20 protein-coding genes and 2 pseudogenes are annotated in these 22,811 nt (G+C 55.0%); 6 read left to right on the plus strand and 16 right to left on the minus strand.

The genetic code is table 11. The annotated features are described in order from the left end of the window. Positions 1-25 precede the first annotated feature (25 nt). The 3 genes from PHA01_RS24705 to PHA01_RS24715 all read right to left on the minus strand — a co-directional run bounded on the left by PHA01_RS24705 (position 26) and on the right by PHA01_RS24715 (position 3,408). Entirely contained in the window at positions 26-769 is a 744-nt protein-coding gene (locus tag PHA01_RS24705) for a DUF2306 domain-containing protein (RefSeq protein ID WP_271898933.1), read from the minus strand. A 273-nt stretch (positions 770-1,042) separates the two neighbouring features. Further along, positions 1,043-2,368, minus strand: a complete 1,326-nt coding sequence (locus PHA01_RS24710) for a sensor histidine kinase (RefSeq protein WP_271898934.1) — start codon at positions 2,366-2,368, stop codon at positions 1,043-1,045. Between the two features lie 164 nt (positions 2,369-2,532). Next, positions 2,533-3,408 (minus strand): MipA/OmpV family protein, encoded by an 876-nt coding sequence (locus PHA01_RS24715; RefSeq protein ID WP_271898935.1) that lies wholly within the window; start codon positions 3,406-3,408, stop codon positions 2,533-2,535. A 245-nt stretch (positions 3,409-3,653) separates the two neighbouring features. Here PHA01_RS24715 and PHA01_RS24720 point away from each other — a divergent pair, with 245 nt between their 5' ends. After that, a complete protein-coding gene (locus tag PHA01_RS24720; RefSeq protein WP_271898936.1) occupies positions 3,654-4,376 on the plus strand; it encodes a response regulator transcription factor in 723 nt (240 codons plus the stop codon). 102 nt (positions 4,377-4,478) lie between these two features. On the opposite strand, the gene PHA01_RS24725 is transcribed toward PHA01_RS24720, so the two are convergent. Next, a complete protein-coding gene (locus tag PHA01_RS24725; protein ID WP_271898937.1) occupies positions 4,479-5,099 on the minus strand; it encodes a methyltransferase family protein in 621 nt (206 codons plus the stop codon). Positions 5,100-5,450: 351 nt separating this feature from the next. Here PHA01_RS24725 and PHA01_RS29500 point away from each other — a divergent pair, with 351 nt between their 5' ends. Together PHA01_RS29500 and PHA01_RS24730 are read left to right on the plus strand one after the other, a co-directional pair. Further along, complete coding sequence (locus tag PHA01_RS29500; RefSeq protein ID WP_417021035.1) at positions 5,451-5,606, plus strand: TniQ family protein; 156 nt, start codon at positions 5,451-5,453, stop codon at positions 5,604-5,606. Positions 5,607-5,730: 124 nt separating this feature from the next. Next, complete coding sequence (locus PHA01_RS24730; protein ID WP_271898938.1) at positions 5,731-6,153, plus strand: hypothetical protein; 423 nt, start codon at positions 5,731-5,733, stop codon at positions 6,151-6,153. Positions 6,154-6,398: 245 nt separating this feature from the next. On the opposite strand, the pseudogene PHA01_RS24735 reads toward PHA01_RS24730, so the two are convergent. From PHA01_RS24735 to PHA01_RS24755, 4 genes and pseudogenes are all read right to left on the minus strand, one after another. Continuing rightward, positions 6,399-7,189: pseudogene (locus PHA01_RS24735) on the minus strand (transporter substrate-binding domain-containing protein). A 42-nt stretch (positions 7,190-7,231) separates the two neighbouring features. Beyond that, complete coding sequence (locus PHA01_RS24740) at positions 7,232-7,927, minus strand: ATP-binding cassette domain-containing protein (protein WP_271898939.1); 696 nt, start codon at positions 7,925-7,927, stop codon at positions 7,232-7,234. Between the two features lie 648 nt (positions 7,928-8,575). Continuing rightward, positions 8,576-11,686 (minus strand): efflux RND transporter permease subunit, encoded by a 3,111-nt coding sequence (locus tag PHA01_RS24750; RefSeq protein WP_271898940.1) that lies wholly within the window; start codon positions 11,684-11,686, stop codon positions 8,576-8,578. After that, the gene (locus PHA01_RS24755) at positions 11,686-12,798 is read right to left on the minus strand and encodes an efflux RND transporter periplasmic adaptor subunit (protein WP_271898941.1); all 1,113 of its coding nucleotides are present in this window, start codon (positions 12,796-12,798) and stop codon (positions 11,686-11,688) included. The genes PHA01_RS24750 and PHA01_RS24755 overlap by 1 nt, the downstream gene beginning before the upstream one ends. A gap of 98 nt (positions 12,799-12,896) precedes the next feature. Here PHA01_RS24755 and PHA01_RS24760 point away from each other — a divergent pair, with 98 nt between their 5' ends. Further along, complete coding sequence (locus tag PHA01_RS24760) at positions 12,897-13,484, plus strand: TetR/AcrR family transcriptional regulator (RefSeq protein ID WP_271898942.1); 588 nt, start codon at positions 12,897-12,899, stop codon at positions 13,482-13,484. Positions 13,485-13,511: 27 nt separating this feature from the next. On the opposite strand, the gene PHA01_RS29505 is transcribed toward PHA01_RS24760, so the two are convergent. From PHA01_RS29505 to PHA01_RS24785, 6 genes are all read right to left on the minus strand, one after another. Continuing rightward, the gene (locus PHA01_RS29505; RefSeq protein WP_417021032.1) at positions 13,512-14,003 is read right to left on the minus strand and encodes a DUF982 domain-containing protein; all 492 of its coding nucleotides are present in this window, start codon (positions 14,001-14,003) and stop codon (positions 13,512-13,514) included. Between the two features lie 102 nt (positions 14,004-14,105). Beyond that, positions 14,106-14,666, minus strand: coding sequence for an FMN reductase (gene msuE, locus PHA01_RS24765; RefSeq protein WP_271898943.1), 561 nt, complete (start codon positions 14,664-14,666; stop codon positions 14,106-14,108). Positions 14,667-14,720: 54 nt separating this feature from the next. Next, positions 14,721-15,755 (minus strand): ABC transporter substrate-binding protein, encoded by a 1,035-nt coding sequence (locus PHA01_RS24770; protein ID WP_271898945.1) that lies wholly within the window; start codon positions 15,753-15,755, stop codon positions 14,721-14,723. A gap of 24 nt (positions 15,756-15,779) precedes the next feature. Then, positions 15,780-16,508, minus strand: a complete 729-nt coding sequence (locus PHA01_RS24775; protein WP_417021033.1) for an ABC transporter ATP-binding protein — start codon at positions 16,506-16,508, stop codon at positions 15,780-15,782. Further along, positions 16,484-17,332 (minus strand): ABC transporter permease, encoded by an 849-nt coding sequence (locus PHA01_RS24780; RefSeq protein ID WP_271898946.1) that lies wholly within the window; start codon positions 17,330-17,332, stop codon positions 16,484-16,486. Before PHA01_RS24780 ends, PHA01_RS24775 begins: the two co-directional genes overlap by 25 nt. A gap of 40 nt (positions 17,333-17,372) precedes the next feature. Then, entirely contained in the window at positions 17,373-18,728 is a 1,356-nt protein-coding gene (locus PHA01_RS24785; protein WP_271898947.1) for an LLM class flavin-dependent oxidoreductase, read from the minus strand. A 535-nt stretch (positions 18,729-19,263) separates the two neighbouring features. On the opposite strand from PHA01_RS24785, the pseudogene PHA01_RS24790 reads away from it, so the two are divergent. Continuing rightward, positions 19,264-19,470, plus strand: a pseudogene (locus tag PHA01_RS24790) (glutathione S-transferase N-terminal domain-containing protein); the annotation flags it as partial. On the opposite strand, the gene PHA01_RS24795 reads toward PHA01_RS24790, so the two are convergent. Further along, on the minus strand, positions 19,465-19,767 hold the full coding sequence (locus tag PHA01_RS24795; protein WP_271898948.1) for a DUF982 domain-containing protein: 303 nt from the start codon (positions 19,765-19,767) through the stop codon (positions 19,465-19,467). The pseudogene PHA01_RS24790 and the gene PHA01_RS24795 overlap by 6 nt on opposite strands. A gap of 296 nt (positions 19,768-20,063) precedes the next feature. Here PHA01_RS24795 and PHA01_RS24800 point away from each other — a divergent pair, with 296 nt between their 5' ends. Then, positions 20,064-20,222, plus strand: coding sequence for a hypothetical protein (locus PHA01_RS24800; RefSeq protein WP_271898949.1), 159 nt, complete (start codon positions 20,064-20,066; stop codon positions 20,220-20,222). A 270-nt stretch (positions 20,223-20,492) separates the two neighbouring features. Here the strand turns inward: PHA01_RS24800 and PHA01_RS24805 are convergent, their stop codons facing one another. Beyond that, the gene (locus PHA01_RS24805; RefSeq protein WP_271898950.1) at positions 20,493-21,770 is read right to left on the minus strand and encodes a hemolysin family protein; all 1,278 of its coding nucleotides are present in this window, start codon (positions 21,768-21,770) and stop codon (positions 20,493-20,495) included. Between the last annotated feature and the right edge of the window lie 1,041 nt (positions 21,771-22,811).

Consider the following 22,811-nt stretch of genomic DNA (forward strand, 5'->3'; position numbering starts at 1 on the left):
CTAAGCGGACTTTGGTGAATGTCCGCTACGCGCCCGCCAGAGGCGGTCGTTCTGGGCGATCGCAGGCGTTGCTTTCGAGACACTGCGGATCTTCAAAACCTGACGGTGTCTTACTAGGATCGAGAAAGGTGGAGCGGGCCATAGAACGTTCGGAGGTGATCGGTATCTGCCGCTTTCGAACGCTTTGGCGCGCAATGAACTCGGCAACAGCAAGATTTGGCACCCAGCATACCCATGCGAGCACTCCGCTTACGTCTTCGTACGAAAGGCCGGCGACAACTGCCAGTCCCAGATAAACCCGCAGTGTCACTGCGGCCATCGTCAGCGACGCGGAACGAACCATCCAGCGTTGATGAGCAGCCGGATTTCCTCTCATGGCAAGCAGGATACCGTAGGATGTCGCGCCAATCCAAACGATTGCTAGAAATCCGAAACCCCACGCCGCAACGCCACCCGATTGCGTGGTCACTGCCAGCCAGAAACCACCGATTCCAGAGTCGAGAACTGCGACTCCATAAACGCGACCCAACGCGCGATGGATATGAATTCGCCTCTTTCTGAGCCCCGCCCATAACTGAAACGGCACAAGCGCTAGCGCCAATGACGCAAGAATGATGTGAGAATAAAATGCGAGAGGGCGCATGTGCGCATGGTAGACAAAGTCCGGCATGGTTGTGGCAACACCGCCGAACACAAAACGAAACGAGGCAGCAGCTATCAGAGGACAAAGAAGCCACAGCAAGATAAATCTGCCCGCGAATTTCATCATGACACGCCCCCATCTTGCCTGAATTCGTTTGAATTTTTGTGGCACGAATGAACGTGGAACGCCGCTAACTTGTGTTGCGATTTGTTAACACAACGTCCTGCGACGATGCCTTATAGGTTCTGTTTTATGGTGAGAATGGCGCCAAGAGCAAAAGTGCCTCGCGCGGCGCTCTATCCTCGCCGGCATGGCCGCGCAGCAATCAGGTAGATCGGGGGGCTTGGCAGTACTGTTAAACCACAAATAATGTGCCGTCGGCCCCGGTGATAAAGTTGGTTAAGCAGCTGCTGGAATTTCGATACGCACAATCAAACCCCGCGGTTGATTGTCGGAAAGGGACAGTTTGCCGTTATGGTCCTCAACGATCTCAGCCACGATTGATAAACCCAAACCAAAGCCGCTATGAACACCCAGAGTCTTACGAGCGGGGTCGGCTTTGAAGAATGGCTCAAGCACGAGATCACGCAGACCTGGCGCAATGCCCTGACCATCATCGCAGACATCGATCCGGATGTGGGATCCGTGATGCGTCAAACGCACTGTTAGGTTCTCCGCGAATTTGATGCCGTTATCACAAAGGTTGTTGACTGCGCGAGTGAGAGCCAATGATTTACAGGGACCTATCAGCTTGTCAGGACCTTCATATGCGATTGGCTTACCTATATCGGAATACTCATTACATATTGTCTGCAGCAAGCTGGCAATATCGGTACGCTCAAGCATTTCCGTATTTACGGCGCTGTTCATATAATCCAGCGTATCTTGAATAAGAGCGTCAATATGATCGAGGTCGGACAGTATGGCCTCACTGCCCTCGTGCGAAAGTCTTTCGATTCGCAGCCTTACCCTCGTCAAGGGCGTCCGAAGATCATGGCTGACGTTTCGAAGCAGCCGCGTGCGGATCTCTATCAGCTTCTTGATCCTTGCCCGCATTTCATTCAGCGCTCGCGCGAGAGCAACCATTTCAACAGTCCCGCGCTCCTCAAAGACGGGTGCCAGATAATCACCTTTCTCTTCTTTGAGACGATTGGTGATCGAAGCAAGTGGCGCCGTGAGAGCCCGTGAGGCGTAAACTGAAAAAAGGCCCAAGAGTATTGCGAAAGCAAGGACGTAGTACGAAAGTGGACCCACAACATCTGAAGTCACTAGGGTGTCCGGCATGCCTCTGATTACCACCGCCATATCGCCATCCAACGGAAATGTCAGAGCAGGCCGGCCGTCGAGCATAATCTGGCGACCACCTGCGGACAGGGGATTATCTGCGGGAAACAGCTTTCCGATAATCCATCGGATCGAGGGAAACGATGCGTCCGGTGCTGTGCGACTTGCCAAGGATTCGGTCGTGATGATCTCCAGCGGGATCCCTGCCTTCCCCGACCATTGGATCAAACTGGACCGTTCGTCTTTTGGCGTTTTTTGAACGAGCAGCGCAATGGTTTCGGCCTTGGAATAGAGCAGGTCCGTGTCCGGCACACCCATGTACTTTCGGAACACGCCTATCCAATCGCCAATCACAAAGACCAGAATAATGGCGACGAGGATTACCAGCATGATCTGCCCGCGCATTGTATGCGGAAAAAATCTGTGAAAGGCCGATGTCATTGCTGTCCAGTAACTCCTCTGACGCGCTACACATATGCGGCCTTTACTGTTTATATCAGCGGTCATTTTGACAGAACTCAAATTTGTTACGTGAGTGTTTTGGGACTCTGGCGTCAGGATCAGTGACCGATGCGACGGTCGACCGCCACCGTGCGCCCTCGAAGTCAGAAGCGATAGGCGACGAACAGACCGAATTCCGGCTGAGTTTTCGTCTGAACTATGGGGCTATCAGCTGCATCGCCCAAAAGCAGACCGACGCCGGCCTTGCCACGCACAGCCCAATTTTCCGTCACCAGATACGTAGCAGTCAGAGAAAAATCAGCACGTTGAAACCCGGCATCTGCCTTATATTCCTTGAACCTTGATTTGGCCGCCTGATTACTACTCACACTAAAGTAGGAATCCATATAATTTTCATCGGCCACCGTGACAGAGGCATCAAGTCCGACAATGAACCTCTGTGACAGTGGCTGGGTGACCTCAACGCCAAATTTGCCTCGCAAGCCATCACTTCCGCCGATCGTTTTGTTTATCGTTCCGTAGAACTCCGCTGGTCCGTACTCCACTGCTGCTTTCGCGCCAACATTGACCCCAAAATCAACGTCACCCAATCCGTCCAGATAACCATGGTCGCCATCATCCTCGGATCGTCCAGTATCGTATCCGACCAAAAGTCCGAACGTGAACGGACCATGCCTGTAGGCATCCAGCTCCAACCCGGTCGGATCTATGGTAAGGCGGTCAAACAGTTTGGCTGAGACGAAAGGGATCGGAGAAACTTCCATTTTGTCGCTGCCTTCAAATGAAGGCTCATAGATAGCTCCACCACCTACGGTTAATTCCCAATCGTGCAATTTGGTCCTGATTGGGCCGTATCGCGCTGGATCAGGTTGGGGTGGGAGCGGAACGGAGCTGCTGTCTGAAGGATCTGGTACGTCCACCGCCCAAGAGGCCGCGGGAAAGGAAGCAACAACGAACAAAGCTGTGCTTGCGAGCGACAACACAACCCGCGTTGGTAGGTAAGCCGGAAAAAGATACATATAGGGCTCCAATTGTTCGAGCGCTCCGCCCGAAAGCATGGCAACATCGTAGTGTCAGTAACCCACGTTTAATGAGCCCGGAGAGTTGAATTGTTACTTTGTATTAAGTTTTGTTGCGGGCAGTGGCACAATTATGCCCGTCCGTCCACGTCAGACTGGCTGCAACAAAACTTAATATTTTGAAATATCACCGACCAGTTTTGGCCTTAGTGTTCTCTAAGAAACGTTCCTGAGGTACGGCCCGCATGAAAAATGCCCGCGAAGGCAGCAAAATTCTGATTGTCGAAGATGATAACCAGATCGCCAAATTACTAGCCGATACACTTACTGAAAACGGTATGATCGTGGACATCGCATCTGACGGGTCAGAGATGGACACGCAGCGTGCGAGGAACGTGTTTGATCTGATCATACTCGACGTGATGCTTCCAGGAGAGGACGGCCTTAGCCTTTGTCGTCGTTTGAGGACCGATACCACTGTTCCGATCCTCATGTTGACTGCCCTCGGTCATGAAATCGATCGAATTCTTGGTATTGAAATCGGCGCGGATGATTATATGACAAAGCCATTCAGCGCCCGTGAGGTTACCACCCGTGTGCGGGCGCTCCTGCGCCGCGCGTCGTACGCCCCAGTGACCCGAGAGCGACCAAAGTTGTACCGCTTTGAGGGATGGAGAATTGATCCTCTGCGCCGTCAGGTTCACGATCCCAGCAATGCACGAGTGCCCATGACCACTCACGAGTTCGATCTGCTCCTTGCCTTTTGCAGGAACCCCGGTCGCGTCCTGACCCGTGAACAGCTTCTCGCTGTCTCGCATGCGGGTTTGGCTGGACCGATTGAAAGGAGCGTTGATGTTCACATGAGCCGCCTGAGAAAGAAGTTTGAGAAGGATGCGAAGGACCCGGTTTTCTTTAAAACTGTGCGGCTTGGCGGATACATGCTAACTGCCTTGGTTGAAGAGACATAAGTTGCCTGATAGACCAGCTGACAGATAGCTAGCTCGTAGGAGTGAACTGTTCGCCACCCACTGAACGCAGTTCAATCCGTTAGAGGTACGCGCGCACTTGAATTATAAAAGTCGGAAGAAACTTGTCATCACTCCATTCTGGACCAGGAATTGCTTGACTTCCACCAAGGGAATGACCAACAAAAAATACAAGGCGTGAAAGAAAGTTCTCCTGAGAATAGCAGGGTTGAATACTGCCTCTCTGCTCTCATAATACAGCTTGAAATCTGGCCAGAATGCGGGGACGGATTGTGCGTAGGCCTCGTAAAGGCTTCCGAACTTGGATCTCAGGAATTTTGCCTCCTCTTGAGCAGTCACGCGCAAAATCATTCCGCAGGCTATTCCCAAACAAAAAGCCAGAATGAAGCTATGCAGCATCAGCCCGATTCCCACAGCGCCAATAGTTGAAAACAAATAGAGGGGATTTCTGCAGACAGAATAGGGACCTTCCACTACGAGCTCGCGATTTTTCCGCCCTCCAGTATAAAGAATGGACCAGAGGCGTCCCAATATGCAAATGGCAAGTAACAACTGGCCCGCGAGGGTCATCGTGTTCGCAACGAACGAGCTGGTCGGCCAAACGGACGTCGAGAATGCGATAACCGGAACGATGGAAACAACCAAACACTGGATTATTCTCAGTCGTATGGTTTGATTAAACGGTGCAACAGGTACGGAATTCATTGCGATCCCCTTATGGCGTACGTATGCCAGAACAGCACTCGATCTTGAGCGATGATCGTGCAATCTCATGCGGGAGGGGCTTCGTGCGTGAAGTTATATGAAGTTTTGTTGCGGATTGGCCGAAACCGCCAGCATGACGTGTCAAATATTGCGATACTTACTCTAGGCAGAACGTTGCCGATCACCTTCAACACGATCGGTCGAGCCTGCGACGTTGCCGATGTCGGGGTGGATGGTCGTTAACCGAAGTCGCCCGCCGAACGAGGCGGTCGACAATTGGGAACCTGATTTCGACGCTGACGCGGCATTCGCGTGATACAAAAAGCAACAACAAGCCGACAGTTGCCGATCGTGCTGCCGCCGGCAGCAGACGAAATTCTTTCGTCCTGGATCAGTCGGCATGCTGCCTTCTACGGCGTACCGCCGATGACAATGCTCCAGCACTGCCTGCCTCAAGCGACATCGCTGGGTGCAGTGGATCTCTGTTTGACACGGAAACAGGCCTAACCGCTCGCACACGTGTTCAGAACAAAACCGGATGTGCTCAGAATGGGCTTTACGACCGTTTCGCAAGCATCGCATCGCTTGATCGCGCCCAAGCCGATACAGTCTTGCCCTTGATGCACGCACGATGCCAACGACACCAAGACAGTTACCCGAACTCGGGTTCTTGGATGGCGGCTTTGTTGCTCCTCATGCGGATTTCCGCTTCAGGGCCACGACGCCCGAGAACGTCCCTCCCCTTTCTGCTCCTATTGGAGCGCCGCACGCGCTCTTGAAGGAGAATGGGAAGCCGGAAGCCGAACGCCACTATGTGACCGAAGCCAGGATGGCATCAGGGTCACGGATAGAGAATGGTTTGCGTACCGAACGACAGATGCCTGTCGCGCGCAAGGAAGAATTACACCGGTCGGCACCAATGCCGGTCAAAAACAGAACCGAACCCAAGGAAAAGCCGCCCATTGGAGGTGTTTTGCCCCCTGAGTTCTTTCATTGGAGACATTATGCGATATTCAAAGCACAAATCGAGAACATGATCTCTGGGCATATTTGAAAAGAGGCAATTCATTGAATTCGTTGCGGTGCAGTTTGTCAGGTCTCTCTCGGCTCCGCGCCTTAACATTGTGGTCCCTGCCCTCCGAATCCGGGTAAGGCATCGAAAGTACCTGCGTTTTCTCTTTACTTTCTTACGATTGTGGTCGTTGAACAGCAAGATTTTGCGATAGGGGCACGTTTGCGGCCACTTGTGGCGGCGGTGTAGAGGCATAGGTGGGCACTAATCGCACCCACCTATGTTGATCACTTCAACATCTTCTCTGGAAGAGACGTCCCATGGAACTTCGTGTATATCTCATTCAGCTTGCCGTTCTTCAAATTCGCTTCCACCCATTCGTTTAGCTTGCCGAGTAGTTCCGGTTCACCTTTGCGAACGCCGATTGCGAGATCGAAAGTGCGGATCACGAATTTTGGTTTGAAATCGAGAGTCGGATTACGCTTGGCAATCTGACCGACAATTGTTGCCGACGTCGCAACCATTTCAGCCTGGCCGCTGACTGCAGCGGTTACAAGAGTGGCGTCGTCATCATAGCGCACCACCTTGAAACCCTTCTCGGCAGCCATGGCTGTCAGTTCGGTGTCCTGAGTTGTGCCTCGGGTCACGGATATGGATTTGCCTTGGTGTCTTCCCAACTCGCTATGCCGGAAGCAGAGGGAGCACCTACAACGGATTGCAACGCCGCGTAAGCCTTGCTGAAATCGATAACTTCTGCTCGCTGCGGCGTGACGGACAAGGTCGAGATCACAATGTCAGCCTTGTTGGTCTGAAGGTTTGGTATACGGGTTGCACCCGTCGTCTGGACGAATTCCAGCTCTAGCCCCCAATCCTTGGCAAGCTGTTGCGCGGTCTCCACGTCGGAACCTGTAGGCTTCATAGCGGTGTCCAGCATGCCCGATGGTGGGATCGCCAGATCCGTCGATATGCGGATTTTTTTGGCGGCCATTATATCCTTGTAAGCATCGGCATATGCCATAGTGGCGCTGGACAGAATTAACATGCTGGTAGTCCATGCGATAATTTTCAACAGTTTCATACTTTACTCCTCCCTTTTTGATGTCTCAGTTCAATTAACTTGTTAGAGTTCGTTGCCAATGAATTGCTTCAGTTCAGGCGTTGATGGATTGACCAAAATGTCTGATGGTCCTTCCTCTCGAACTCTTCCTTGATGCATGAAGATCACCTTGTCTGCGATCTTGCGTGCAAAGCTCATTTCATGCGTGACCATGATCATCGTCATGCCATCTGCGGCCAGCCCCTCAATGGCGCGCAAGACCTCTCCCGTGAGTTCTGGATCCAGTGCCGAGGTCACTTCGTCAAACAGCATCACCTGCGGTTGCATGGCGAGCGAACGCGCAATGGCCGCACGTTGTTGTTGGCCACCCGAAAGCTGTTCCGGATAATTGTCCGCTTTTTCAGCCAGTCCCACTTGGGCGAGAGCTGCCTGAGCAAGTTTCAACGCAGCGCCTTTGTCTAATTTTTTTACGGTCCTGGGCGCCAGCGTGATATTTTCCGCAATGGTCGGTGCGGCAATTGGCCTAGAAGTGACAACCAGAACGCGCTGCTCGCCGTAGGCCCAGGGAGAGCCGTCTTTTTCCAGAAAGTCATAGGTGCCTCGACCCATAACAACCGTCCTGATGCGCTTGATGAACTGGCGGTAATCGTACTCTCCAAGCTCAAGGTCGTTATACATGAACAGCCAGTCAAGACTGTCTTCGTCTGTAGCAATGAAGCCGTCGAGGCTGGTTGCGATGTACCCGAGAATCTTGGCCATGCGCCATCTCCGACGCTTCGGGCACGTGGGTCCGCCTGGGGTACATATCTTGCTCAGTCCTTGGGCAGGCGGTTGACCAAAGAAGCTGTGCTTGCCGAGCGGATGGGCTGGCAAATGGCCAGCATATGGCAGGGAGCCCTTATCTGGTGGGCGTTCAAGCGCGACGGTGATCCTACTGCTGAGATTGAGGTTGTACTTGGAGACTGGTGCCGGAGCGTCGGTGCCATGTAAGGTGGGGCAACCTAAGCTGGAGGTGCGATGAACGTCTCGCTGGCAATGGTGGGATTGATGATGGCGGTCTGCGTCATCGTCCCGCTTGCTCTTGCTTATAGCCGCCATGAAAGGGCCAGAAGAACGAGACCTTCAGTGCTCTTTCGTCGTCTGGCCCTACGAATTTAGCCCGTCTGGTTGCGTCCCGCCACCGCTTGGCGCTTCGGCCATTTACCCACTGCTTCGAGCTTGCGGACCATGTGAGCGTACGGATGCGCGTCTCGACAATGGCTTACTGATCGTCGAGCTAACAAAGGAAATTCCCGAGGAGCTAAAGCCTCGTCGCATTGCGATCAGCGGTGCAGCGAACACAATAGCCGGTGAAAGCTCTGCAAACGTCGGTAGGCATGAGAAAACTACTCAAAACCGGAGGGAGCCCTACTCCGCGGCCATTGCCGTCGGTGGTGTCAGTTCTTCAATCGTTTCCCCGTGGCTGTCTTCTTTCGTTGGCTTGATCCGGAACCACACAGCATACAGAGCTGGTAGGAAGAGCAGGATCATGACGGTGCCTGCAGCCGTTCCGCCAATCAACGTATAGGCCATCGATCCCCAGAACACCGAATGAGTTAAGGGTATGAAGGCGAGAATGGCAGCCAGTGCAGTCAGGATGACAGGGCGCGTCCGCTGCACCGTCGCTTCAATAACGGCGTGATAGTCATCGAGACCGGCAGCTTTGTTTTCCTTGATTTGTTCCGTCAAGATCAACGTGTTGCGCATGAGGATACCTGCCAATCCTATCAATCCGAGAATGGCGTTGAAGCCGAAAGGCTGATTGAAGAAAAGCAACGTGGGGACCACCCCGGCAAGTCCGAGTGGCGCAGTCAACATGACCATCGTCATTGTCGACAGACTGCGAACCTGGAGGATGATGACGATCAGCATGGCTGCAATCATGGCCGGGAATATCTTGACAAGTGCGACATTGGCCTTGAGGGATTCCTCGATGTTGCCGCCCATCTCGATGCGGTATCCGACGGGGAGCGATGCGATCAGCGGCTGAAGCGCTTTCATGACCTGCTGTGAGACCTCCGGGGGCTGCGTCGCCTCGTTGATGTCAGAGCGTATCGTGATCACCGGCGTGCGGTCGCGGCGTTTCAGGATCGGCTCCTCAAATTGGATCTCGGAACGCCCGATCTGATCAAGAGGGACCTGACGGCCATCCCTGCTCATAAGCGAGAAATCGCCAAGCCTTGAAGGATCAAGCCGGTTGTCACCTGCGCTACGGGCGACAACGGGCACGTTGCGGATGTTGTCGCGCACCTGGGTGACAGGGATGCCGCTAAGCAGCAACTGCATCTGCTGGGCTGCCTCAGAGGGTGAGAGACCGATCAGATTGAGCCGATCTTGATCGGGGACAAACCGCAGCACTGGAGTTCGGTTGCCCCAATCGCGATTGGCCTGCCGGACATCGGGCACACTTTTGATAATTGCCAGGGCCTGCTCGGAGATTTTGTAAAGTTCATCCGGATCCGGTCCCATGATCCGAAACTCGACCGGAAATGGCGTATAGGGCCCGAAGACTAGCTGCGTTACGCGCACAGATGCCTCAGGAACAAGCCCTTCCGAAACGGCGGTTCGCAGACGATGCTTCAACGCCTCGCGCGCATGCGCATCGGGCGTCAGCACAACGACTTTGGCGAAGGCAGGGTCGGGCAATTCGGGCGCCATGGCAAAGAAGAAGCGCGGCGCACCCTGCCCTACATAGCTGGTGACGATTTTTGTTTCCGGCTGGGTTTGCAGCCAGCCTTCGACTTTCTCCACTGCGGCTGTCGTGGTTTCGATGCTCGTACCCTCGGGCATACGAACTTCGACCAGCACCTCGGGCCGATCCGATGTCGGGAAGAACTGCTGTTTTACGCTTCCCATCCCAACGACCGAAACGGCCATCGTGATGCCAACCACTGCGCACGTCATAAATTTATGGCGAACCGCTAATTCGATGACGGAGCGCAGGCGGCGGTAGTTCGGAGTATCATAGATGGCCTGATGCCCACCTTCGACCGGCTTGATGTCCGGCAACATCTTGACGCCGAGGTATGGGGTAAAGATCACTGCAACAAACCACGAAACGATCAGCGCAAAGCCGACGACCCAGAAAATGTTGCCGGCATATTCACCTGCAGTCGATCTTGCAAAGCCCACGGGCATCAGACCAATGATTGTGACGAGGGTGCCCGACAGCATTGGCGCTGCCGTATGGCTCCAGGCGTAGGCGACCGCCTTGATGCGGTCCATGCCCTCCTCCATCTTCACCACCATCACCTCAATGGCAATGATGGCGTCGTCCACGAGGAGGCCCAGCGCAAGGATCAACGCGCCGAGCGTGATACGATCGAAGAACCGGCCGGTTTCCAGCATGATGAGGAAGACTACGGCGAGCGTCAGCGGTACGGCAAGCGCGACAACAATGCCAACGCGCCAGCCGAGGGCAACCAGGCTTACGAAGAGCACGACGCCAAGCGCCATTGCGAACTTGAGCATAAATTCGCCGACCGCCTCCTCAATGTTGACGGCCTGATCGCTGACTTTGGTAAGCGTCATGCCCAGCGGGAGTGTCTGCGCGATCGCAGCAGATCTTTCTTCAAGCGCCTTGCCGAGATCAAGACCATTCCAGCCCTGTTGCATCACGGCACCCAGCATGATTGTCGGCTCGCCCTCATGGCGGATGATGTAGGTCGCCGGATCTTCATACCCGCGCCGAATATCCGCCAAGTCAGAAAGTTTTAGCGTGCGCCCAGCCGCTACGATCGGCGTATTAGCAATCGCCTGCACGCTGTTGTAGGCTCCATCGAAACGGATGAAGACCTGTGGCCCACGCGTATCGATGGAGCCGGCGGGCGTGACGGTATTCTGTCTCTGCAACGCTGCGGCGATATCCGTTGCTGATATTCCGAGGGTTGCGAGCTTGGCATAGGAAAATTCGACGAATATCTGCTCGGGGCGCTCCCCGAGGATGTTGATCTTCTTGACGCCTGGGACATGCAGGAGATCCTGACGGACGACCTCCGCCTGCCGTACGAGGTCGCGCATCGGCATCCCCTTCGCCTTCAATGCGTAAAGGCCGAAGCTGACATCAGAATATTCATCGTTGACAAAGGGGCCCATGACGCCGGGAGGGAGATTTCGGGCTTCGTCGCTAAGCTTCTTGCGAGCCTGATAGAACTCCTCTTCGACGGCGGCCGGCGGCATGCTATCCTTCAAAGTCACGGTAAGGAAGGCGTAGCCAGGTCGGGTCGTTGTCTCGACACGGTCATACCAGGTGAGTTCCTGGATGCGCTTCTCAAGTGGCTCGGCGACAAGATCCTGCACTTCACGCGCAGTGGCACCCGGCCAAACGGAAGTAACCGTCAGAGTCTTGATGGTGAAGGAGGGATCCTCGGCTCGTCCCAGCTTGACGAAGGCGTAGACGCCTGCAGCCGCCAACAGAACGATAAAGAATAAGGTAACGGCGCGTTCGCGAACCGCGAGAGCTGAGAGATTGAAACTCATTATTTTGTCGCCTCTTGCTGCGAGGCAAATCTGACGGCTGCGCCATTTTCCAGAAGATGTGCGCCCAGAGCGACAACCTTCTCACCAATGCCAATACCGGTGACAAATGCCGTCTCCTCACCGATCCGTTTGATCTCGACTGGAGTAAACTTCACAGTGGACGTGGCAGCGTTGACAACCCACACGCCTGTCCGGCTACCGTCGTCCAGGATGGCACCTACCGGAACGGCGACCTCCGACTGCCTGTTCGCGTCCAGGATTTTAATCGTCACCGTCGAACCGAGCGGGGCAGAGGCGGCGCCCCCATCGAGAACATAGCGCGCCTCGTAAGTACGGGTTTGCGGATCGGCGGCATCGGAGATCTGTCGCAAGCGGGCCTTTCCGCTGAGACCATCGCCTCCGTAGACACTTGCCAGCGCTTCGGATCCTATATCGGGCCGCAAAGTCTCAGAGAGCCAAACAACGGCTTCACGCGGACCAGCCTGCGCGAGTTGAACGACCGTCTGGCCTGCTGCCACCACCTGTCCGGGGTCTCCAAGCGTCTCGACGACTGTTCCATCCGAATCTGCAAGAAGAACCGTATAGGTGGCCGCATTTTCTGCGACCTTGGCGTCAGCCTCAGCCGCAGCAAGCTGGGCCGAGGCCGTGTCGAGGGCCGCTTTCGCCTGTTCATATCGCTGTGGAGTTGCAGCCAATCCATTCTTCACCAGCGCCGCATAGCGTTTCTCATCTGCTTGTACCTGGATCAGGACAGCCCGCGCTGCGATGACCGTATTGCGCTTCGCTGTAAGCGCGAGTTGGAGATCGGTTTCATCGATGCGCATGAGGGCCTGGCCTTGTCTCACCTGCTGACCCACATCGACCATCCGCTGGACGATCTTGCCCGGAACCCGGAACCCGAGATTGCTCTGCACACGCGAAGCGACATTCCCGGTGAACGACCGTTCCGCCGTTCCAGTCTTTTTCGCCTCTGCCACCCTTACGAGCGGTGCAACCGTCCTCGGATCTGCGGCTTCGGCTTTCCGTTCAGTGGTTTCGGAAATGAGGAAAAAACCGGCGGGGGCCGCCACTCCAAGGAGACCCACAAAAGTCAGGACGTATTTGCGCTTCATTTTACATTCTCTCTTTGACGAGCGATCTGTACGAATTAGATTGCGATCTAAATCTAATTACGCTATAGATGTCAAATGAAATCTAATCGGAGGTCGACATGAGAGTGAGCCGCGCACAGGCCGAGGAAAATCGCGAAACGGTGATCAACGTAGCGAGCCGTCTCTTTCGAGAGCATGGCTTCGATGGGATCGGCCTGAAGGATCTGATGAAGGGTGCCGGCCTGACGCAAGGCGCGTTCTACAAGCAGTTCGCGTCCAAGGACGACCTAGCTGCGCAGGCCTCCAGGCGGGCAATGGAAAGCGCCACGGGCAGATGGTCGACAGCTGCAGCGACAAGCTCGAATCCCCTCGAAGCAGTCATGGAGTTCTACCTCTCACCGGGACATGTCGGGGAAAAGGCCGACGGTTGCCCTTTGGTGGCGTTGGGAGCCGACGCGGCGCGGCAACGTGAAGAGGTCAGACGTCCATTTGAGGACGGGATCCGAGCTCATTTTGAGGTCCTGAATGAGCTGGTGGACGACGTCAAGAGCTCCCGTCCCAGCGGCAAGGCAATGGCGATATTGTCTCTGATGGTGGGTGCTGTCACGCTATCGCGCCTCATTAAGGAAGAGGATTTATCGCGAGGAGTTCTCGACGCAGCCGCCGGTGAAGTCAGGCGCATTGCACATGGTGAAGATGTCGCCTGAAGCAATCACTGTCGTCCAAGTGCTATCTCATCCGTCGCGAGGCGAGCCGGAGCTCATTGCCACCTGGAAATCGTGATCCCTCATCGTGCGCCTCAACGAATTGGCGGCGGGAAGGGTTTTGCAGCTAAGGACGCTGAGCGGGATATAATTTGCGACAGTGAAAATGAGTAAGCCAAGGGTACGAATTTCCCTTACCCATGACCGCAAGGGATCCGAATGTTTCCGGCTCTCCCAGCGGACCACGGTTGTGAGAACGGCCGTGAGCAACTCCAACACGACGAGCTTGCGCAGCCTCCGGCCTAGCAAGACTGGGGCCGATAATGCTGAGTGCGTGTCGGCAGCACTCGCTTTGCCTTCCAGTGCTTCAAAACATATCTGGCGGGCAATTTTTAACTTGGGTCCGTCATGTCTCGGCCATTTAGTCAGCAGAAACTCGGCTGCTTGCGTGACGGAACAGATATTCGTCGGCTTGCCCAGCCAGGCGGCTTCGATGGTGACCGGCCGGAATGAATTGATCATGCGCTAAAAACGTTTCTACGACATTCCGGTTCCACGCCGCTTCGCTGGATAGAATGCCCCAGCTTATTCATACTCGTATGACGCATGCTGAGATCTGTTCCGTTATTCCGCTGCGCTAGTAAGAACGGACCTTTCCGCCGCCACAAACGGCCGAACTTCTGCCACGGCCTGGCTGATCCGTGCGTTGATATGAGGGGTTACAATTTCATAGTCCAGAAAGTCACGGTCGACGGCAAAGACACCTGTCGGCAATGTGTGGGCCACGAAGAAACCGAAGAGCGGACGCATCTGGTGCTCGATAATCAACGCATGCCGGTCACTCCCTCCCGTGGCCGTCAGGAGAATTGGCTTGCCCTGCAAGGCCAGCGGGTCGAGCAAATCTATGAGGTGCTTGAAAAGCCCCGTGTAGCTGCCTTTATAGGTCGGAGTTCCGACCACAAGAACGTCAGCCGCCAGGATCCTTTCAACGATTTGCGCTGAGCGGGCGTCAAGATCCTTGGCGTAGCGGGCGGCGCCAAGGTTACCGAAATCCACCAGATCGAAAACGTCAGAGGCAAGCCCATATTGATGGCTGATCCTGCCGACCGCATTGGCGACAAGTGATCTCGTTTTCGAGGGGCGCTGGAAATTACCGGAAAGGCCGACGACGGTCGGATTAGGCATTGGAAGTATCCTTTAAACAAACAGCGCATATCAAGTCGCCGACGTCCTTCATGCTTAGTTTTCGAGCTCTTTGGCGGAGCGAGACCTCTCATTGAGATCAGCAAACCGCAGATCGAATTCGCCGTCCGCGGGCAACGCTTTGCCTTTGAATTGACCTGCAGACTGAAGGAGATCGATTGTGTCCTGCTGGGTTGCCAGAAGCTCTGCGGTCAGACCAGGAATGCGGCTGTTGCTACCGTCGCTGTCGGCAACCACCTTGGCGTCTGCTTCGTTTAAACGCTGATCCTTGATCAGGTACTCGCTGATCCAGACTTCCCTGTTTGTATTTTTCCAAAGATGGGCGCGGTACCAGTGGACGACGAGATCACGGATAGCGGCAGCATGAGCGGGATCCGCAAGGGCCGTTTTGCTGGCATAGAGATATTTCAGGTTGGTGCTGGCACCCGGTGCGTCGGCAATTTCCTTTGCGCTCGTACCCACAACAGACTTGAGATAGCGAGCGCGATCTGGCTGTTTCAGCACAGCAGCGTCGATCTGGTCGGCGCGCAACGCATCAGCAAATTCAGCCAGGCCTAGATTGACGGGCTGGACGTCGCCAAGCGTGAGGCCCGAAGCGCGCAGGTTGCGCAGCACCGTCGCCTGCTGCGAGGTCCCCACGTTAATACCAATGCGTTTGCCCTTCATATCCGAAAGTTGCGTGATCCCGGAGCCAGGTGCCGTGGCAAATATGGTGCTTGCTCCCGAGGTGATGACAGCACCGACAATCACGACATTTGCGTCGGAGAATTGCGCCAGGATTGGGGGAACATCACCGACAGCACCAACCTGAGCAGCTCCCGCCCTGATAGCTTCGAGCCGAAGAGGGCCACTGCTGAAATTTGCGAATGAGATGTCGGCGGCAAGCTTCACTTGTTCGCCAGATAACTTTAGTAAGGAGGCCACATTGTTGGCGTCGTCTGCGAGGACTATCTTCACGCCTTCAGGTACCTGCGTCGCCAACTCCTGGTCTGCGGCGCTAGCCGTGCCGACCAGCAAGGTGGAGATAAGAGCCAGGGCAGCGATACGAGGCGTCAATCGATTTTTAAACATTGTTCTTTTGCCTTTTTAGGGAAACTAGCTTTTCGAAACGCCGAGGCGCTCCAGAATGTCGTTTCGCGCGGTTTCGAAAAGCGTTGGTGAAGCGGTAACGCCGGCAATGGGCTCGTTGTACGAGACCCGACCATCCGCGATGATTATGATGCGGTCGGCAAGCCGGAGCGCCTCCTCTACATCGTGGGTGACGAACAAGACTGCCGGATGATGACGCTGGCAAAGGCGTTGCAGAAGTCTCTGCATCCGTATTCTTGTCAGTGCATCGAGCGCACTGAAGGGCTCATCAGCAAGAAGAAATGCGGGATCACGAACGACGGATCGCGCAAGCGCAACGCGCTGCTGTTCGCCGCCAGACAAGGTCTTCGGCCAGCTGTCTTCCTTGCCGGAAAGTTCGACCTCACGGAGCGCTGCTTTTGCCCGTTGCCGAGCGTCGGCGTCATAGGCACCGAGTACAACGTTGTCGATGACACTCGCCCAAGGCAGCAGCCTGGAATCCTGGAAGAGAACGGATCTTCGTTCCGGTACGTCTATCACACCTTGGCCATCTGCATCACTGTCGAGACCGGCAACCGCCCGCAAGATCGTGCTTTTGCCTGAACCGCTTCGCCCAAGCAGCGCTACGAACTCACCTTTGCCGATTTCGATATCGACACCATTGAGGACGACGTTGTCGCCAAAGGAGCGCCGAAGTCCTGAAATACGAACGACCGGGGCTTTCACTTGGCTCACTGGGCGAGAGACTGGCGCCACGACAGAGCTCTCCTTTCCAGAAGGCGGACAAGAGCGTCGGATCCGAAGCCCAGCACGCCATAAAGCAGAAGCCCAACCAGCACCACATCAGTCTGGCCGTAGATACGGGCCTGCGTGATCATGAAACCGATACCACTTGTGGCATTGATTGTTTCGACCACGACGAGTGCAGTCCAGGAATGCGTGACAGCCATCCGCAGGCCTGTGAAAAAACCTGGGAGGCTCGCGGGAAAAACGATATGGCGCAGGAACCGGTAGCGCGAAAGCGAAACGGTCTGTCCGAGTTCGACAAAGCGCCGATCAATTCCCTTTAGTGCAGCATGGGTGTTAATGTAGATCGGGATCATTGTTCCGAGCGCTATGATGCTGATCTTCATGGACTCGCCGATACCAAGCCAGATGATGAACAGGGGTATCAATGCAAGATTTGGGATTGATCGTTTGACCTGCACGTTGCCATCAATGAGAGCATCACCAAGCCGCGTCAGTCCGGCAACGACGGCCAGAACGAAGCCGGCAACGACGCCGATGGCCAGTCCAAGAACGGCCCGTTGAAGCGAAGCCTCGATATCTGTAGCCAGGGTGCCGCTTGAGACCATCTCTATAAGAGATGTCACGACGGCGTCGGGTCCTGGCATCTTCGCCGCAGATATCCACCCTGCCTCCGATGCGACATACCAAAGGACGAGTACCAGGGCCGGACCAAGGAGACGTTGTGCCGGGAAGGGTGGCTTGGGGAGAAGGTTGACAGCCTTGGCGGTCTCAGCAGACTTCGTGCGGTGACGCAGGAAATCGCCAGGTGTTGAAAATGATAGCAGCGTCACGCGTTATCTCCTGTCGCTGGTTCTAGAGCAAGCGAGAGCTTCACTCTGCCGCCGCCGCGTGGAAGGGCGAGCGCGTGGCGCGCGTCACTTTGGGGCGGTCCAATCCCAAATGCTCACGGAGTGTCGTGCCCTCATAGTCCTCGCGGAACAGACCACGAGATCGCAGGATCGGGATGACTTGATCGACGAATGTGGCCAACGATGTCGGCAAGGCCGGTGGAATGAGATTAAACCCGTCCGCGGCGCCATTTTCGAACCACTCGATAATGGTTGCCGCGACTTGCTCGGGCGTTCCCGTCGCAATCCGGTGCCCCCGCCCCGCGCTCAGGCGGCGCAGAAGCTGACGTAGGGTCAGATCCTCCGTGGCTGTCAGACGATGCACAAGATCATGACGACTCTTTAGATTGCCTTCGAGCTCCGCACGCGCCGGCACTTTCACCAGGCTGTCTAGCTCGTGTACCGAATAGTCGATGCCGGTCACCCTGGCGAGCTGGGCAAGACCATAGGTTGGAAGCGTGAGATCTTCGAACGTGTTGCGCAGGGTTTGCGCCTCTTCTTCCGAACCGCCAATGAAGAACGACAGGCCTGGAAGGATCAGGACCCGCCCAGGATCGCGGCCGTAGGTTTTCACCCTGTTCTTGACGTCCGCATAGAAAGCCTGCGCGTCTTCAATAATCGGCTGCGCGGTAAAAATCGCTTCGGCGTAGCGCGCCGCGAGATCTTTCCCGGGCTCAGACGATCCCGCTTGGAATATAACCGGTCGGCCCTGCGGGGAACGAGGAATCTCGAGTGGACCCGCGACATTGAAGTGCTTTCCGGTGTGATCGATGCGGCGGATCGCATCGGGGTCAACAAAGACCCCACCCTCCTTGTCACCGATGATGGCATTATCTTCCCAACTGTCCCAGAGTGCGAGCGTCACATCAAGGAATTCCGCTGCCCGGGCATACCGGGCATCTGGATCGGGATGGTGCTCAAACCCAAAATTAGCTGCAGCTTCGGCATTCGCCGTTGTCACAACGTTCCACCCGGCGCGCCCTTGGCTAACATGGTCGAGCGTAGCGTAGCGCCTTGCAACACCGTAGGGATCATTGTACGTCGTCGAGGCCGTGGCGACCAATCCGATCCTGGTTGTCACTCCCGATAGGGCAGTGACAAGGGTAAAAGGATCGAGCGAATCCCAAGGGCGATCTTGCGATCTGTCTTTCAAGACGGGATGGTCAGCGAAGAAAATCGCATCCAGTTTGCCCCGCTCCGCAATGCGAGCTAGGTTGCGATAGTGCTCGATATCGGTCACGGCAGCGACACTGGTTTCCGGAAGTCGCCAGGCGGCTTCATGCTGACCCACATTTCGCAAAAACGCATTGAGGTGAATTTGGCGAGGCTTTTGTGTCATGGAAAACTCCTAGGGACCGACAATACAGCCGCTCGTACTGGAAGTTATGGTCTACTGATCCAGTCGTGTATTCGAGATCGAATGTTTCAATCGGTGAAACACCAGGGAAAAACTATTCGCTTGTGCAGTGAATTCGCGAAAGAAGGCTAGCGAATTCCATACAATCCTGGCCGACAGATAATCCGCCTCGAACGTGTCTTGCCTTAGTGCGCCATTGCTTAACCTCCTGAACGAGGTGTCGCAGTCCTCCTTTGGAATACCCGCCACTGTCTGCTTAATGCGCCGGCCGAGTTTTTTATTTCTCCATCGGCGGGCAAAAGATAAAAATCTTCTTTGAATGGACTTCTCTGTCGCGCGAGCATGCATTGCCACGCGAGTGAGCCCGTGGAGGCAACGAGGTCCGTGCGCGTCTCCTCCCTTGATACATTGCACCGGACCTCCGCCGGGCAGGATTTTTTCCCGTCTGGCACGCCGGAATGGGCAGGTCCGATGACAAATGGCGCCCAATCCGAACACCCAAACGAACGGATCGCACATGATTGATCTTCATTATTGGCCGACACCAAACGGCAAGAAGGTTTCGATTTTCCTTGAGGAGACCGAGACACCATACAGACTGGTACCGGTGAACATCGGGCGCGGCGACCAATTCACCCCTGAATTTCTCAAGCTCAATCCCAATCACCGCATGCCGGTCATTGTCGACCATGCCCCAAATGACGGCGGCCCCGCTATATCACTCGGCAGCAGGCCGGAACATGAATGTCAACCGCGCATCAGCGATCGGCGTAACAATATCATTAGCCAGTATCCGAGCCTCGATCGCAGCAGCAATGAATGCCCGCCTAGCGTGAGACGGTGTCTTCTTTCCTGAAAGACTATCCTTGGGCGCGGCCAGAGCGGCGAAATACTTCGGCCCCCTCACCGCGTTCCATTCCTGCAACAGTACCCGGCGCGCCTCATCAGCGGATCTGACGTAGCGGAATCTGCCGAGTTTGGGCTCGATGGTCACAGTAATATGGAATGGACGTTCCTTCATGTGGGCAGTTAGCGGACAACTACCATGGTATGTCAATTACAGCATCAGGGCTAAAGTTATGATTGTGAAACTAATCTCAATTCATGACCAGGTTACCGCCGAAGTGGTTTTTGACCGGTTACGCGATGGAGACTGACAAGAAATCGGGGAGAAGTCAGCCATACTCCTGTTGTGCCCCACGCCAATACTTTTATGAGCGCTTCCTGTCTCGAACGTCAGCGGCGGCTGACGCAACGTAATCGAATCCGGAGCACGCGATACAGACGTCACCGAACAGCTGCGGTCAGGTTCTTGGATTGAGCAGCACCGCCCTTGCCCCGTTCCGCATCCTTTCCGCCACAGCGGAGCAGGCTCTCCATAAGGATGCAATTGATCAACGGCATGAGCGAGAAGAACTCGCCAGCACCCGCAAATCTTTGTTCAATCAGGAACTGGCCGAGAAACCCTTCGTTTGAAAATGCCGATAATACCGATTTCTAGTCGAATCCGATTAGTTCCAAAAAAGTTAACAATCGCCGACCTGCAGCAAGAACGTCTAGCTTATTATGCTTGACCGTCGGCTTCGCGCCGCCAAAACCAGACATCAGCATTCCATGTTTTGATACTGACGTTCTAGAACCAACCGCCTCTCAAATTTGTGCCAAACCCGAGCGATTTATTAGACTTCAAGCCCGCCCTATCCGAAGCGGTCATCGCTGACTTTATCGCCGCTTCAATCAAGCGCGCTATGGCAAGCGGGACGCCAGAACCTTATCGACACGCCGATGATCAAGGTCGACGACTTCGAAGCGCCAATCGTCGAAATCGATTGCCTCACCCGTTTCCGGAATTCGTTCCAATCGATCGATGATGAAGCCAGCAACGGTTTCGTAATGACGGGTCTTCGGTAGGTCGATGCCCAACAGGTCAGCCATTTCGTCCGCTGGCATCCACCCCGCGAGCAACCAAGATCCATCATCACGTCGAACGGCCTCCGGTTCTGACTGATCCTCGTCCGAACGGAAAGCACCAGCTATCGCGTCAAGGATGTCAGCGGGCGTCAGCAGACCTTCGAAGTGGCCATATTCATCATGAACGAGCGCCATCGGCACATCGGAGTCGCGCAAGACTTTCAGGGCTGCCAGCGCATCGAGTGTATCGGGAACCACGGGAGCACTGCGTATGTGGTCGCGTATCAGAACCTGCGAAGCCGAGAGCAACGGCTCGATCATGTCCCTTAGCATGATGACACCGATGACGTTGTCACGGTCATCGTCAAAGACGGGCAGGCATGAATGATTGCTGGCGACCAGCTTTCGCTTGAGAGAAGCGATATCTTCGTTGACCTTGACCATTTCGACTTCGGTACGTGGTGTCATCACGGCGCGGACACTGCGGTCGCCAAGGCGGATGACACCCGAGATCATCGAGCGTTCGGCTTCTTCGATCACTCCGGTACTGCCGGCCTCGGCAATGATCGTCAGGATTTCTTCATCGGTAATTGCGCTTTCGGAGGCCGTGGAAATACCAAACAGTTTAAACACTCCCCTGGTTGATGCATCGAGCAGCCAAACGGCAGGGGCGGCAACCCGCGACAGAATGTTCATCGGGCGTGCGATAAAGCAGGCAATCCGCTCCGGATTCTTCAGCGCCAAGTGTTTGGGCACGAGTTCGCCGATGATCACGGAGAGATAGGTGATGATGCCGATGACAAGAATATAACCGCCGACCTCTGCGATGTCTGCACGCACGCCCGCACTGGCCAGGTACACGCTCATACGCGATCCGAGGGTCGCCCCGGAAAACGCACCGGCAACAATGCCGACAAGCGTAATGCCGATTTGGACCGTCGACAGGAACTTTCCGGGATTCTCCGAAAGAGCCATCGCTGCACGCGCACCCGCAACGCCCCTATCCGCCAACATCTCCAATCGGGCTTTTCGGGCGGAGACCACGGCCAATTCAGAAAGCGCGAAAACACCATTAAGTACAATGAGAAAACCTACAATCAACAATTCAAACATGAGATTTTGACAATACCCCCCAGCGAGACCTTTTCACAGTCGGGTTCCCGACTAGGTCTATCTATGTGCTTGCGCGATTTGTACCAAGCACGCAAAATTACCGAATCGCAACGAACTTACGGAAGTGGGACGATGTTGCACACATACAGACGTGAGCGTCGGCTTGATGTTCTAGACTATCGTTTTACCGGGCCAACGGCGAACGCGGCTCTTTCAGCGTTGTTTGCTAATGACAGCGCTATTGATAGCTGCACCAATCTTGTATGCGTTTTCAACTTTTTGTTGAATGATGCTTGGTTCCGCAGGTCTTTCTCAACAGGACTCATGACCTTGGAGACCTGAAGCATCTGCGATACTCACCCGGCGTCAATCCCGAGCCTCCGGAATAGACGACGAAAAGACGCAAGGTCAGACTATCCCACCTCAAACGCGATGTCCTAGATCGGGGTGTTTTCGAGTTCCAGCATCTGTTTGGCTTCCTTGATCCGAAGCCATTGAATACTCGAGCGGCGAAAAACCAGAGGCTTTCCTGAACCGCCGATCGAACGTCCGCGACGGCAAGCCGGATAACTGGAGCAGTTCGACAAGAACATGCTCTTGTTTTGAGGGTCCAGGCCTCGGAAACTGTGAGATGACGGGTCGCCTTAACAACAAGCTTCAGTCTCGCCGATGCTTCCACCAACGCTTTCGACAAACATCGACGTGCCAATCAAATCCCGAGCCACCGCTTCAGCATCCCGGCGGAAGAACGCGGAATCAATCACTCCATCTCCCTGCGTTCATTTCGAAGGGAACCAATTTGTCCTGTCTAACCTTTATGAATTGCGGCGGGCCAAACGACATCCTTGCGTCCTCCGCAATATTGTAACGACAAAAAGCAATCTACAGGAGGTTTTCATGGGCCGCGGCATTCTTCTTTGGTTACTCGGAGTTCCGATTCCAATCATCCTGCTCCTCTTTCTGTTCATGCGATAGGAGAGCAAAATGTCCCTCACCGATATGCAAACGGATGTTGATGCATCCGTGGAGACCAGTGCGAGC

The organism is Candidatus Phyllobacterium onerii (genome assembly GCF_028331445.1).
Taxonomy (GTDB): Bacteria; Pseudomonadota; Alphaproteobacteria; order Rhizobiales; family Rhizobiaceae; genus Phyllobacterium; species Phyllobacterium onerii.

Bases quoted from the DNA above. Each gene is read 5' to 3' on its own strand.
- msuE (WP_271898943.1), bottom strand. From the start codon at position 14,666: ATGCCTAATCCGACCGTCGTCGGCCTTTCCGGTAATTTCCAGCGCCCC.
- PHA01_RS24755 (WP_271898941.1), bottom strand. From the start codon at position 12,798: ATGAAGCGCAAATACGTCCTGACTTTTGTGGGTCTCCTTGGAGTGGCG.
- PHA01_RS24730 (WP_271898938.1), top strand. From the start codon at position 5,731: ATGCCAACGACACCAAGACAGTTACCCGAACTCGGGTTCTTGGATGGC.
- PHA01_RS24740 (WP_271898939.1), bottom strand. From the start codon at position 7,927: ATGGCCAAGATTCTCGGGTACATCGCAACCAGCCTCGACGGCTTCATT.
- PHA01_RS24715 (WP_271898935.1), bottom strand. From the start codon at position 3,408: ATGTATCTTTTTCCGGCTTACCTACCAACGCGGGTTGTGTTGTCGCTC.
- PHA01_RS24770 (WP_271898945.1), bottom strand. From the start codon at position 15,755: ATGTTTAAAAATCGATTGACGCCTCGTATCGCTGCCCTGGCTCTTATC.
- PHA01_RS29505 (WP_417021032.1), bottom strand. From the start codon at position 14,003: ATGATCAATTCATTCCGGCCGGTCACCATCGAAGCCGCCTGGCTGGGC.
- PHA01_RS24805 (WP_271898950.1), bottom strand. From the start codon at position 21,770: ATGTTTGAATTGTTGATTGTAGGTTTTCTCATTGTACTTAATGGTGTT.
- PHA01_RS24705 (WP_271898933.1), bottom strand. From the start codon at position 769: ATGATGAAATTCGCGGGCAGATTTATCTTGCTGTGGCTTCTTTGTCCT.
- PHA01_RS24785 (WP_271898947.1), bottom strand. From the start codon at position 18,728: ATGACACAAAAGCCTCGCCAAATTCACCTCAATGCGTTTTTGCGAAAT.
- PHA01_RS24710 (WP_271898934.1), bottom strand. From the start codon at position 2,368: ATGACATCGGCCTTTCACAGATTTTTTCCGCATACAATGCGCGGGCAG.
- PHA01_RS24720 (WP_271898936.1), top strand. From the start codon at position 3,654: ATGAAAAATGCCCGCGAAGGCAGCAAAATTCTGATTGTCGAAGATGAT.
- PHA01_RS24725 (WP_271898937.1), bottom strand. From the start codon at position 5,099: ATGAATTCCGTACCTGTTGCACCGTTTAATCAAACCATACGACTGAGA.
- PHA01_RS24760 (WP_271898942.1), top strand. From the start codon at position 12,897: ATGAGAGTGAGCCGCGCACAGGCCGAGGAAAATCGCGAAACGGTGATC.
- PHA01_RS24795 (WP_271898948.1), bottom strand. From the start codon at position 19,767: ATGAAGGAACGTCCATTCCATATTACTGTGACCATCGAGCCCAAACTC.
- PHA01_RS24750 (WP_271898940.1), bottom strand. From the start codon at position 11,686: ATGAGTTTCAATCTCTCAGCTCTCGCGGTTCGCGAACGCGCCGTTACC.